Raw genomic sequence first — 12,702 nt, 5'->3', positions numbered from 1 at the left:
CTCTCCGGGCTGCCGCATCGTTTCGAGTATAAGGCCGCCGTGGTTCCCCCTCCACCACGGCGGTCTTTTTTTGGCCTGCGGCAGCAGATCGGCGCCGTGGTCCAATCGTCCCGGGCTTTTCGTTTCGCCGCTCAGCCTTTACGGTTCCGGCACTGAATCGAAAGGCTCCAAAGATGTCCGCAGTTTCCCCCGTCCTCGACCGTCTCGACCAGAATCTCGACCAGAGTCTCGAACGCCTGTTCGGCCTGCTCAGGATCAAGTCGATCTCCACCGATCCGGCCTATGCCCCCGACTGCCGCAAGGCGGCGGAATGGCTGGTGGCGGAGCTCAAGCTGATCGGCTTCGACGCCAGCGTGCGCGACACGCCGGGACACCCGATGGTGGTGGCGCATCATGAGGCGCCGGCAGGCGCGCCGCATGTGCTGTTCTACGGCCATTACGACGTGCAGCCGGTCGACCCGATCGAATTGTGGGAGAACGATCCGTTCGCGCCTGCCATCAAAGAGGTCGGACCCGACCACAAGGTGATCACAGGGCGCGGTTCGGCCGACGACAAGGGCCAGTTGATGACCTTCGTCGAGGCTTGCCGCGCCTGGAAACAGGTGCATGGCAATCTGCCGTGCCGCGTCACCATCCTGTTCGAAGGCGAGGAGGAGTCGGGCTCGTCGTCGCTGATACCGTTCCTGAAGGCCAATGCCGACGAACTCAAGGCCGATTTCGCGCTGGTCTGCGATACCGGCATGTGGGACCGCAACACGCCCTCGATCTGCGTTTCGCTGCGCGGGATGGTCGGCGAGGAGATCACGGTCAAGGCCGCCGAACGCGACCTGCATTCGGGCATCTATGGCGGCGCGGCCGCCAACCCGATCCGCATCCTGGCCAAGGTGCTGGCCGACATCCATGACAAGGATGGCCACATCACCATCCCGGGCTTCTACGACGGCGTCGAGGAAACGCCGACGCAGGTGCTGAAATCCTGGGAGACGCTTGGCGAAACGGCCGAGACCTTCCTCGGGCCTGTCGGCCTGTCCATCCCGTCCGGCGAAAAGGGCCGCTCGGTGCTGGAACTGACCTGGGCGCGGCCGACCGCCGAGTTCAACGGCATCATCGGCGGCTATACCGGCAAGGGGTTCAAGACGGTGATCGCCGCGGAAGCGTCGGCCAAGGTGTCGTTCCGCCTTGTCCACAAGCAGGATCCAGCCAAGATCCGCGCGGCCTTCCAGCAATTCGTGAAGGAGCGCATTCCGGCCGACTGTTCGGTCGAATTCCATCCGCATGGCGGCTCGCCGGCAATCCAGCTCTCCTACGACTCGCCGTTCCTGGCCAAGGCCAAGACCGCGCTGTCGGACGAATGGCCGAAGCCCGCGGTGACCACCGGCAGCGGCGGCTCGATCCCCGTGGTCGGCGACTTCCAGACCTATCTCGGCATGGAATCGCTGCTGGTCGGCTTCGGCCTCGACGACGACCGCATCCACTCGCCCAATGAGAAGTATGAGCTGTCCTCCTTCCACAAGGGCCAGCGCTCCTGGGCGCGTATTCTCGATGCACTGACACGCTGAGCGGCGGAAAAGACGTTTTCCTGTTGATTTTTCACCGGATCGCGGCGAGGACGGGGAACGCCGCGACCGGAGAAGACCATGGCCGACATCCGTTTCCACAAGCATGATTTGCCCGACCTTTCGCACTACAATGTCGAGGCTGTGGCCATCGACACCGAGACGCTGGGTCTGAACCCGCATCGCGACCGGTTGTGCGTGGTGCAGATATCGCCCGGCGACGGCAGCGCTGACGTCATCCAGATCGCACCCGGCCAGAAGAAGGCGCCGAACCTCGTCAGCCTGCTGAGGAACCGCAGCGTGACGAAGCTGTTCCATTTCGGCCGGTTTGACCTTGCCGTGCTTTACAACGCGTTCGGGGTGATGCCCGAGCCGGTGTTCTGCACCAAGATCGCCTCGCGGCTGACCCGCACCTATACCGACCGGCACGGGCTGAAGGACATCTGCTTCGAGCTTCTCGGCGTCGGCCTGTCCAAGGCGCAGCAATCGTCGGACTGGGCGGCCGAAACGCTGTCGCCCGAGCAGCTCGAATACGCCGCCTCCGACGTGCTCTATCTGCACCGGCTGCGCGATGTGCTGGCCGGACGGCTGGCGCGCGAGGGGCGGACCAAGGAGGCCGATGCCTGTTTCCGCTTCCTGCCGACGCGGGCCAAGCTTGACCTGATGGGCTGGGGCGAAGAGGATATCTTCGCGCACAGCTGACCGCCTTCGCGACAATCCGTGCCGGTCGGGAACCAGATGCCAGCCGTCGCGTTCTGTGGGCTGGAAAAGGGGGGATGACATGGCCGACAGAAAGCCGATCGCAACCGCGCCGACCGACGGCTCCAAAGTCACCGTCATGTGGAAGGACTGCGACGGCGTCGTCAACGAATCCATCGGGCAATATCGCGATGGCGGCTGGTGGGTCTACACCGACAGCCACACGCAAAAGAAGGTCGAGCCGACCAGCTGGCGACCCACCGCCAGCAACGACGACGATCAGTGAGCACCGCTGGCGGGGCCAGCAGCTTTCGAATAGCTTGAAGCCGTTGATATCGGGGCCGATTCGGAGCCTTCCGCTCCGCGCTCGCCCTCTTTGCTCGGAGGAAATCGCCATGGGCGTCGAAAGCCTGCTCGTCTTCATCATCATCGGTGCCATCGCCGGCTGGCTTGCCGGTCTCATCGTTTCCGGTTTCGGCTTCGGCCTGATCGGCAACATCATCGTCGGCATCGTCGGTGCGTTTATTGCCGGCTGGCTCTTGCCGCGGATCGGCTTTTCCATCGGCGGCGGCATTCTCGCCTCCATCATCCACGCCACGATCGGCGCCATCATCCTTCTGGTGCTGGTGAAGGTCCTGAAGCGAGCGTGAGGCTCGGCAACCGAAAGAGCGCGCCATGAAGCAGAACACACTCTATCTCCTCATTGGCGCGCTCGTCGTCGTGGTCATTGCGCTCGGCATCTATGTCTATCGCGAACAGACCAAGCCGAAAGGCGTCGAGCTCAAGATCGACGACAAGGGCATTTCGATCCAGCAGAACTAGCCTGCCGTCGACCGGCGGCGGGGCGCCGGCTGGCTGCATGTGACAAGACATTAGTGAGGGTCCCCGGCCTGTGGAGGGGAATTCCGTATTATCTTGACCGTCGAGGGCACGGTCAGGCTTAGTCCCCAGCATCAAACAGGGGCAACAATCGTCAATGGGCCGGGGCATCAAGACGATTCTCGATTCTCTCCGCCGTTCGATCTCCTGAGCGGAGGACGGATGATCGCGGGGATCAACTTCAAGGCCAGCGCAGCGGTGCGGGCGGCGCTTTCGGCGATCGGACGCACGGAAGATTTACGCTTTTCACCGGACAACCGATTGCTGGCAATTGCCGGCTATGCGCGCAAGCGCTTGCTGGTCCTGCGCGTCTACATCACGGCCGGACCTGATGGTCCGGACGTCACGATCCATGATCACATGGAGCTGACATCGGACGACATGGGCGAGATCCATGGTCTGGATTTCATCGATGACCGCACCCTGGCGATCGCCAACCGCGACGGGGTGGTTGCGATCTTCAGCCTGCCGCGCGAGGAACCGGTCGGCCAGAGCCGCGCGATATCGGCCATTCGCCGGATCCGGGGCAAGCGGCCCTGCAAACTGAATTCGCCGGGTTCCATTGTCGTCAGGCGCGAGTCGCGCGGCGGGATCAGCCTGCTCGTCTGCAACAACTACACGCATCTGGTCACCCGGCACGTGATCAACCGGTGGCTTGGCTATCGCGCCACAAGTAATCAGCCGCTTCTGAAACATGGCCTCGATATCCCCGACGGCATCGCAATCAGCGGCAACGGTCAATGGGTCGCCGTCAGCAGCCACGGCACCAGGGACGTAAAGCTCTACCGGATGTCGGCGTCGCCTGGACCCGACACCGAACCTGCCGGCGTCCTGCAGCACGCCGGCTATCCGCATGGCCTGCGCTTTACGGGCGATGACCGGCACATCCTCGTCGCCGACGCCGGCAGTCGGTTGGTGCATGTCTATGGCGGCGACGGTGACTGGAACGGGCATCGCATGCCCGCGCGCTCGGTGACGGTGCTCGACGAGGACACTTTCCTGCGCGGCAGGGCCAGCCCCGAGGAAGGCGGCCCGAAAGGCCTCGACATAGACCGGTCGAACAGCGTCGTGGCGGTGACCTGCGAAGAGCAGACGCTGACCTTTTTCGCGCTGTCGTCGATACTCGGCGGACTTGAAAATTGCCGTCAAGACGGGGCCGTTGCATCAGCGTAGTGCCGGAAGCACGCTTGCCCCGACATGGAATTAGAATGACGGATCGACGCGTCGGCGCTATGATGTCGACACACGGCGTTTGGGGTCAACCAACCTATTGTTAGGAGGTTGTCATGAAACACCAAACACTGGACCAGCTGCATGCAGTGGCTGAGGTCAACACCCAGCCGGTAATGAGCCGAACCCAGCGTCTCATACGTTGGGCCGAGCTTCTTGAACGTGAGCCCAGCCGGCTCCTGACCGCGCTTGCCGGGACCGAATACCGTGCGCTGCCGGAGCGCGACGTCATGCGAAGCGATGGCTCGCCGATAGCGGTTGCCTTCACGGACTCCATCTTGCACGACGAGGGTCTGAAAGACGACAGCTATGGCGAAGCCAAGCGCTTCTTCGAGCTGACCGACCACCAACTGCATGAGATCGTCTGCTACTGCCATGTCGGCGAGCTTATGCAATCGTCCAGGGCTGCGCTCTCGGTTCGTGCCGCGATCAGCTGACGCATGTCCACCGGGTGGTCTCACCTGGTAACGGGTGATTTTGGGGCGCGGTCGAACGCGAGGCTGCAGCCATTTGCGATCGCGCCCCAGTGCGGAACATGTCCGCGACTGGCTGGGTCGCGGCAGAGAATGGTTTGGGACTGGCGCCCCGGACTGTTTCCTCAGGGTCTCGAACAGCGTGATCACTGCCGGACCCAGGCATTTTATTATCAATCGCCTTGAATTTTTCCGACTTAACCCGCCCTTAAATCGCCGCATCTACTCTGCAACCGGAGCGCCATAGGCACCGGGGACAGCAAGCGCAGGCATGGCGAACCGCAGAGACAGCCGCATCGAGCCCAGTTTCGAGGGACCGCCACAGGCGCGATCCCAGCCGGGTCTTTCGGTGAGCGAGGAGGACCGCGTCGTGCCGAGCAACCGCAAAGCCTCCGCCAAACGCAAATCGTCGAAGGCGAAATCGTCGCGCGGCGGGCGTGGCAGGAGCCGGCGCGGACTGTTCGGCGTGCTCGGCCGACTGTTCTACTGGTGCTTCGTGCTCGCCATCTGGGGCGGCATCGCGGTTGCGGGCGTCGTCATCTATTACGGCGCCAAGATGCCGGCGGCCACGACCTGGTCGATCCCCGACCGCGCCCCCAACATCAAGATCGTTTCGGCCGATGGCCAGTTGCTCGCCAATCGCGGCATGAGCGGCGGCGAAGCTGTCGGCCTGCACGAAATGTCGCCCTACATTCCCGAAGCTGTCATCGCCATCGAGGACCGCAGGTTCTATTCGCATTTCGGCGTCGATCCGATCGGCCTGTCGCGCGCCATGGTGACCAACCTTCTGGGCGGGCATTTTTCGCAGGGCGGTTCGACGCTGACGCAGCAATTGGCCAAGAATCTGTTCCTGAAGCCCGACCGCACGCTGGAGCGCAAGGTGCAGGAGGTGCTGCTGGCGCTGTGGCTGGAGCACAAGCACACCAAGGACCAGATCCTCGAAATGTACCTCAACCGGGTCTATTTCGGCTCCGGCGCCTTTGGCGTCGAGGCGGCTTCGCGGCGTTATTTCGGCAAGAGCGCGCGCGACGTAACGCTCTCGGAAGCAGCGCTGCTTGCGGGCTTGCTGAAAGCCCCATCGCGGCTGTCGCCGGCGCGCGATCCCAAGGCCGCGGAGGAGCGTTCGCAGCTCGTGCTCGCGGCCATGCGCGAGGAGGGCAAGATCAGCGACAAGGAGCTGAAGACTGCTCTCAGCGCTCCGGCGACGCGCGCGCCGTCCTACTGGACCGGCTCGGAAAACTACGTTGCCGACACCATCATGGAAGAACTGCCCGACCTGATCGGCGACGTGCGCGGCGACATCGTGATCGACTCGACCGTCGACCTGAACCTGCAGAAGCTTGCCGAACAGTCGATCCGCCGGCTGATCGACGAAAGCGGCAAGAAGCTCAACGTCACCCAGGGCGCGCTGGTGTCGATCGACGATTCCGGCGCGGTGCGCGCCATGGTCGGCGGCTACGACTATTCCACCAGCCAGTTCGACCGCGCCTCTGAGGCGCGCCGCCAGCCCGGCTCGGCGTTCAAGCCGTTCGTCTACATGGCGGCACTGGAAGCCGGCCGCACGCCCGACAGCATTCGCAACGACGCGCCGATCAAGATCGGCAACTGGACGCCGGACAATTACGGCGGCAAGTATTTTGGCAAGGTGACGCTGGCGACGGCGCTGGCCAAATCGCTGAACTCGGTCGCCGCGCAGCTGACCATGGAGGTCGGGCCGAACGCGGTGGTGGAGGCGGCGCACCGCATGGGCATCCTGTCCGAACTGCAGGCCAACACCTCGATCGCGCTCGGCACCTCGGAAGTGACGCCGCTGGAGCTGACCTCGGCCTATGTGCCGTTCGCCAATGGCGGCTACAAGCCCGACATCCACTTCATCCGCCGCATCACGACCGCCGAGGGCAAGGTGCTCTACGACAGCAGTGGGGGCAGCGCGCCACGCGTGGTGAAACCCGAGATCGTCGGCATGATGAACTCGATGATGACCGGCACCGTGGAGGTTGGCACAGCCAAGAAGGCGGCCTTCGCCTGGCCGTCGGCCGGCAAGACCGGCACCAGCCAGAATTCGCGCGATGCCTGGTTCGTCGGCTACACCGCCAATCTCACCACCGGCGTGTGGTTCGGCAATGATGACGGCACGGCGATGAAGAAGGTCACCGGCGGAGCGCTGCCGGCGCAGGCCTGGCACGAATTCATGGTCGCCGCCCACGAGGGCGTGCCGGTGCGGCCGCTGCCTGGCACCTGGAAGTCGACACCGGCCGATACGATCGTGCCCGACGACATACCCTCGGTCGACAACAACCAGCCGGCGCCGGTTCCGTCGGTGTCAGTCGGCCAGCAGGCGCCGTCCGCGCAGGCAACCCAGGCGCCCGCGCCGGCCCGCGTGGCGCGGCCTTCCCAGACCGTCGATGCCGATGGCTTCAACATGCCGGCGGATGACGGCACCACTGCTTCGGTCGGCCATCCGGTGCCGCCGGGCGATGTTGGCGGTCCGCTGAAGAAGAAGAAACAGACCTCGATCCTGGATATTCTGGGCGGCGGCTGAGGGCGGTAGCCCTGGCGGTTCGCAGCGGCGTCAATCCGCCTCTCGCCAGCGCCACGGTGTTCGGCTACACCTCCGGCCGGAGACCGCGACATGGCTGAACTCGACACCAGAAAAACCATCGTGCTGACCGGCGCCAGCCGCGGCATCGGTCATGCCACGGTCAAGCGCTTTTCGCGCGAGGGCTGGCGCGTCATCACCTGTTCGCGCCAGGCCTTTGCCGAGGATTGCCCGTGGCCGGCCGGTCCGGAAGATCATATCAAGGTCGACCTCGCCGACCAGGAAGATGTCGGCATCGCCGTCTCGGAAATCCGTCACCGGCTGGAAGCGCATGGAGGCCAGCTCAACGCGCTGGTCAACAATGCCGGCATTTCGCCCAAGCTCAAGGACGGCAACAGCCGCATGAACTCGATCGACACGCCGATGCATGTCTGGCGCGACGTGTTCCAGGTCAATTTCTTCGCGCCGATCATGCTCGCGCGGGGGTTGTTCAAAGAGTTAGCCGCGGCCAAGGGCTCGATCGTCAACGTCACCTCGATCGCCGGCACCCGCGTCCATCCCTTCGCCGGCACCGCCTATGCGACGTCGAAGGCGGCTCTCGGCTCGCTGACGCGCGAGATGGCGCATGATTTCGGGCCGCACGGCATCCGCGTGAACGCCATTGCGCCCGGCGAGATCGACACGGCGATCCTGTCGCCGGGCACGGAAAAGATCGTCGAGACGATCCCGCTCAGGCGCCTCGGCACCACGGCGGAAGTCGCCGACATCATCTTCTTCCTGTGCTCGCAGCAGGCCTCCTATGTGACCGGCTCGGAAATCCACATCAATGGCGGCCAGCACGTCTGAACCGGTTGCTTATCCGGCGATGGTGAGAACGGCCTTGCCGCTGAAGCTGCGCTGCCGCAGGGCGTCCACGGCTTGGGCGATGTCAGTCCACGGCGCCGTCAAGGCGACACGGGTTTCCAGCCGGCCGGCCGCGACGAGCGCGAGCAGCGCGGCGATATCGGCGCCAATGCCTGAACCGGACGTGTAGTAGGCGAAGGTCTGAAGCCTCGCCCCCTCATGGCCCGGAACAAACTGGCGGAAGCCGACCGGCGTGAGCTCGCCACTGCTGGAGCCGAACATGACGATGGTGCCGCCGGGCGCGACGCGTTCGATCGCGTGGGCGAGACTTTCGCCGCCGACCGATTCGGTGATCAGCGAAAACGGCCCCTCGGCCAGATCGATCGCGTCGACGACCTGCTCGGCTCCCAGCCCGCGAAGGTCCTCGGCATGCCGGGCGCCGGCAACCGCGGTGACCGAGGCGCCTTGCTCGCGGGCGATCTGGATCTGGAAACGGCCGACCGCGCCGCTCGCGCCGGTGATCAGCACCTTTAGGCCGGTGAGGTCACCGCCATGGCGCAAGGTCCTCAGCGCCGTCGTACCGGCCACGGGGAGCGTGGCCGCCGAGACGAAACCGACCTCATCCGGCAGGACGGCGAGACGGTCGGTCGGGACGGCGACACGTTCGGCCCAGCCGGTCTCGTCGACCAGCGCCGCGACCCTTGTGCCCACGGCCGGTCCGGAGCCGTCGGCTGCCGCTCGTTCGACAATCCCGACGACGTCCTGGCCAGGTATCCAGCCATCCGGGCGTATGGTGAGCAGGCGGAGTTCGCCGCGGTTCAACGAGGTCGCGCGGACGGCGACCAGCGCTTCGTGCGCGCCAGGCTGTGGCTCGTCCACCTCGGTGAGTTTCAACCTGGCGGCATTGTCGGAAGAGATGGTGAGGGCGAGCATGGGTACACCTTTGCCAATTGGCGAGAACGACCCGAGCCTATCGATCTACGCGATCGAATAATCTAGATATGAAATCAATTGATCGTTAAAAGTAGTCATCATGAGGCAACCCCTTCGCTACCCTTGGCTCGACTTCGATGTCGATGACGTCCTTGCTCCTGCGATCGCCGTGCGCGTCGAGGTCACCGAAACGAAGGCCGAGGTGTCGGATCATTGGCATCGCAAAGGGCAACTCGTCTTCGCGCTCAGCGGCGGTGTCACCTGCCGCGTTCCCAGTGGCCTGTGGATGGTGCCGCCGCATTGCGGCGTTTGGGTGCCGAGCCGCATGCGGCACAGCAACATCGCGACCGCCAATGCGCGGATTTTCTTCGTCTATATCGAGCCGGGTGCTGCCGAGCTGCCGGACCGGTGCTGCACGCTTTCGATCTCACCGCTGCTGCGCGAGCTCATCATCGAACTGTCGGATTGCGCGCCTGATGACCCGAGATGCGCTTTCCTGGGAGGCGTCCTGCTGGCCGAACTGCCCGATATGCCGGTCCAGCAACTGCATCTGCCGATCTCCTCCGAGCCGCGCCTGAAGTGGATCGCGGAGGCACTGGCGAACGATCCTGCCGACCGCAGCACGCTGTCGCAGTGGGCCAATCGTGTTGCGCTCAGCGAGAGCAGTCTTGCTCGTCTCGTCGTCAAGGAAACCGGATTGAGCTTCGGCCGCTGGCGCCAGCAATTGCATTTGATCGTTGCGATAAGGGAGCTGGCTTCGGGCGCGAGCGTTCAGCGGGTTTCGGGCGATCTCGGCTATGAGTCCGTCACCGCCTTCATCACCATGTTCAAGAAGGCGCTCGGCAAGCCGCCCGCACAGTATCTCAGCAGCATCGCACGCAATGGCGGTTCCGCATTCGCGGCGTGATCAGGCGGCGGACGGTTCGGTCGCGGATGGCTTGCGACCGAGCACCTCTTCCACGATGCCGCGCGCGATTTCGCGCTCGCCCATGATCACCGTGTCGGCGCCGAGCCCCTTGAGATGCTCGACCTCCGCATCGGAATGGGCGCGGGCGACGACGTTGATGCCGGGGTTGGCGGCGCGGGCCCTGAGCACAATCTGGCCTGCCTCGAACGCGTTGGGGATGGCGAGGATCAGCCGGCTGGCGCCTTCGGGATTGGCGGCGGCGAACACTTCGGCGTTGGCCGCATTGCCGGCGACGGTTACGACACCGTCGGCTTTCAGCCTGGCCAGCGTCTTGTCGGCGTCCTCGATGACGAGGAAGGGTAGGGCTGCCTCTTTCAGCGCCGCGCCGACGAGACCGCCGACACGGCCATAGCCGATCAGGATGGCATGGCCGGCGAGTGCCGTCTTCGGCGGCGGGCCGTCTTCCTTTTTGGCTGTGGCTGCGACCGAAGCCACCTGGCCCGGTTCGGTCGCCGGACCGACCGGTTTGGCGTCCACCGGCGGCGCCGTCCTGGCGGCGCGGGCCTCCAGCCACGGCTTCATCCAGTCGATGACCATGAACATCAGCGGGTTGAGCACGATCGACAGGATGGCGCCGGCGAGGATCAGGTCGCGGCCCTGTTCGGGCAGAAGTTTTAGCCCGACGCCAAGCTCGGCCAGGATGAAGGAGAATTCGCCGATCTGGGCAAGGCTGGCGGAAATCATCAGGGCCGTCGCCAGGGGGTAGCCGAAAGCGACGACGATGACGAACGCCGCCAGCGACTTGCCGATGACGATGATGGCCAGCGTCGCCAGGATCGGCAGGCCGTTGCTGACCAGGCTGAACGGGTCGAACAGCATGCCGACCGAGACGAAGAACAGCACCGAGAAGGCATCGCGCAGCGGCAGCGATTCTTCGGCCGCACGGTGGCTGAGTTCGGATTCGCTCATGATCATGCCGGCGAAGAAGGCGCCGAGCGCCAGCGAGACGCCGAACAGTTTCGCCGCGCCGAAAGCAACACCGAGCGCGATGGCGAGCACCGAGAGACGAAACAGTTCGCGCGACCCGGTATGGGCGACGTAGTGCAGGATCCAGGGAATTACCCTTCGACCGACCACCAGCATGACGACGACGAAGGCGGCGACCTTGGCGAGCGTAATGCCGACGACGCCCCAGATGCCGTAGCTGGCCGGCAGCGACAGCAGGCCGCTTGTGTGCACGTCCGCCTGTTCCTGGCCGCCGAGCACGCCGGCAAGGGCCGGCAGCAGCACCAGCGCCAGCACCATGGCCAGATCCTCGACGATCAGCCAACCGACGGCGATGCGGCCGCGTTCGGTCTCGATCAGCCGGCGTTCCTGAAGCGCGCGCAGCAGCACCACGGTCGAGGCGACCGACAGCGCCAGGCCGAACACCAGACCCGCGCCCATCGACCAACCAAGCATCCAGGACAGTCCGGCGCCGAGTGCCGTGGCAAAGCCGATCTGGACGATGGCGCCGGGCACAGCGATGGCGCGGACCGACAGCAAGTCCTTCAGCGAGAAATGCAGGCCGACGCCGAACATCAAGAGGATGACGCCGATTTCGGCCAGTTCATTGGCAAGGCCGGCATCGGCGACGAAACCCGGCGTGTTCGGCCCGACCAGCACGCCGGCCACGAGATAGCCGACCAGCGGCGGAATGCGGAAACGATTGGCGAGAGCGCCGAAGACGAAAGCCAGCCCCAGACCGGCGACGATGGTGGCGATAAGGGGCGTGTCATGCGGCATTGTCTATGGAGCGCCTTTCAAGCTGGGGATGTCGGATTTGCGCCGCCCGAAGCCGCCGCCTGTTTTGCAATATGGTGGAAGGGGTGACGGTGATGCAACCCGCAACGGGTGTGAAAATCGACGGTGGGGCGACAAAATGCTTGGCCGGCGGCCGAGAGGCCGCCGGACCGGTTTGCGCCCGCTGTGGCATTCGCCTCGATAAGGAGAACCGTCGCGCGGTCAGGCCGCTTGCAGAAAGGCCTCGATTTCGGGAATGGCGTGGTTGGTCATGGTTTTTGGAATTTCAGCCGTCACCTTGTCACCGACCACCTTGTGCAGCTTCTTGCGCATGGCGCCGAGCATCACCGGCGGGGCGACAAGCACGATGCTGTCGAACTCGCCGCCATGGGCGAGCTTGTAGAGGCGGGCCGCGATCTCCTCCGCAAAGCGTTCCTTGCCGATCCGATGCCAGTCGGTATCCTCGACGGCACTGCGGTGCACCGACGGACCATCATTGTACCGGCCGGGACTGTCGCTTCCCTGTTCGCGGGTGGGTGGGTTCTCCTGTTCCATCACCTGCACGACCTCGAGGTTGGGAAATTTGTTGTCGCCGGCGTTCTTGAGCAAGAGCGCTTTTTCGCCGTCGGCCACCAGGACCCAGATGCCGTGCTTCAGTTTTATCGTGTCCATGAAAGCGCTCCTTTTGATGAGTGGCTACGCTTCGGAACGCGTTTCAACCCGGCAACGTTCCAATCCCCCGACGGTGGAACGACGATGGCTGAAGACGCGATCCGTGCATGGGTGACTTTAATCTACTGAATTGGTAGAAATTAGAAAAAACTGTTTTGCGAAACAAAGGACAGGCGGCTAAAAAGACCT

The 12,702-nt window shown here is 64.3% G+C and carries 13 protein-coding genes; 10 read left to right on the top strand and 3 right to left on the bottom strand.

From position 1 onward, the window contains the following. The first annotated feature begins 173 nt into the window (after positions 1-173). The 9 genes from AC1DPX_RS21090 to AC1DPX_RS21050 all read left to right on the top strand — a co-directional run bounded on the left by AC1DPX_RS21090 (position 174) and on the right by AC1DPX_RS21050 (position 8,222). Positions 174-1,559 (top strand): M20/M25/M40 family metallo-hydrolase, encoded by a 1,386-nt coding sequence (locus AC1DPX_RS21090; RefSeq protein WP_477239301.1) that lies wholly within the window; start codon positions 174-176, stop codon positions 1,557-1,559. Between the two features lie 78 nt (positions 1,560-1,637). Then, complete coding sequence (locus AC1DPX_RS21085; RefSeq protein WP_202357846.1) at positions 1,638-2,258, top strand: ribonuclease D; 621 nt, start codon at positions 1,638-1,640, stop codon at positions 2,256-2,258. Positions 2,259-2,337: 79 nt separating this feature from the next. Then, on the top strand, positions 2,338-2,541 hold the full coding sequence (locus AC1DPX_RS21080; protein WP_477239299.1) for a hypothetical protein: 204 nt from the start codon (positions 2,338-2,340) through the stop codon (positions 2,539-2,541). 109 nt (positions 2,542-2,650) lie between these two features. Beyond that, complete coding sequence (locus AC1DPX_RS21075) at positions 2,651-2,905, top strand: GlsB/YeaQ/YmgE family stress response membrane protein (protein ID WP_095199549.1); 255 nt, start codon at positions 2,651-2,653, stop codon at positions 2,903-2,905. A 25-nt stretch (positions 2,906-2,930) separates the two neighbouring features. After that, positions 2,931-3,077, top strand: a complete 147-nt coding sequence (locus AC1DPX_RS21070; protein WP_082525739.1) for a hypothetical protein — start codon at positions 2,931-2,933, stop codon at positions 3,075-3,077. A gap of 93 nt (positions 3,078-3,170) precedes the next feature. Further along, positions 3,171-4,307: a hypothetical protein gene (locus tag AC1DPX_RS21065; RefSeq protein ID WP_477239297.1), complete on the top strand. Its 1,137-nt coding sequence runs from the start codon at positions 3,171-3,173 to the stop codon at positions 4,305-4,307. A gap of 113 nt (positions 4,308-4,420) precedes the next feature. Beyond that, positions 4,421-4,801 carry a hypothetical protein gene (locus tag AC1DPX_RS21060; protein WP_477239295.1) on the top strand — a complete coding sequence of 127 codons (381 nt, stop codon included), beginning with the start codon at positions 4,421-4,423 and terminating at the stop codon, positions 4,799-4,801. A gap of 307 nt (positions 4,802-5,108) precedes the next feature. After that, positions 5,109-7,379 (top strand): transglycosylase domain-containing protein, encoded by a 2,271-nt coding sequence (locus AC1DPX_RS21055; protein WP_477239293.1) that lies wholly within the window; start codon positions 5,109-5,111, stop codon positions 7,377-7,379. Positions 7,380-7,469: 90 nt separating this feature from the next. Then, complete coding sequence (locus AC1DPX_RS21050) at positions 7,470-8,222, top strand: SDR family NAD(P)-dependent oxidoreductase (protein ID WP_202357850.1); 753 nt, start codon at positions 7,470-7,472, stop codon at positions 8,220-8,222. 9 nt (positions 8,223-8,231) lie between these two features. On the opposite strand, the gene AC1DPX_RS21045 is transcribed toward AC1DPX_RS21050, so the two are convergent. Then, positions 8,232-9,152, bottom strand: a complete 921-nt coding sequence (locus AC1DPX_RS21045) for a zinc-binding dehydrogenase (protein ID WP_477239291.1) — start codon at positions 9,150-9,152, stop codon at positions 8,232-8,234. A gap of 100 nt (positions 9,153-9,252) precedes the next feature. On the opposite strand from AC1DPX_RS21045, the gene AC1DPX_RS21040 reads away from it, so the two are divergent. Then, on the top strand, positions 9,253-10,059 hold the full coding sequence (locus AC1DPX_RS21040) for an AraC family transcriptional regulator (RefSeq protein WP_477239289.1): 807 nt from the start codon (positions 9,253-9,255) through the stop codon (positions 10,057-10,059). On the opposite strand, the gene AC1DPX_RS21035 is transcribed toward AC1DPX_RS21040, so the two are convergent. Both AC1DPX_RS21035 and AC1DPX_RS21030 read right to left on the bottom strand, forming a co-directional pair. Beyond that, the gene (locus tag AC1DPX_RS21035) at positions 10,060-11,844 is read right to left on the bottom strand and encodes a cation:proton antiporter domain-containing protein (RefSeq protein ID WP_477239287.1); all 1,785 of its coding nucleotides are present in this window, start codon (positions 11,842-11,844) and stop codon (positions 10,060-10,062) included. A gap of 219 nt (positions 11,845-12,063) precedes the next feature. Further along, on the bottom strand, positions 12,064-12,513 hold the full coding sequence (locus AC1DPX_RS21030; protein WP_477239285.1) for a baeRF12 domain-containing protein: 450 nt from the start codon (positions 12,511-12,513) through the stop codon (positions 12,064-12,066). Between the last annotated feature and the right edge of the window lie 189 nt (positions 12,514-12,702).

This window comes from Mesorhizobium sp. 01N446, assembly GCF_056399285.1.
This window is presented reverse-complemented; position numbering and strand designations above follow the sequence as displayed.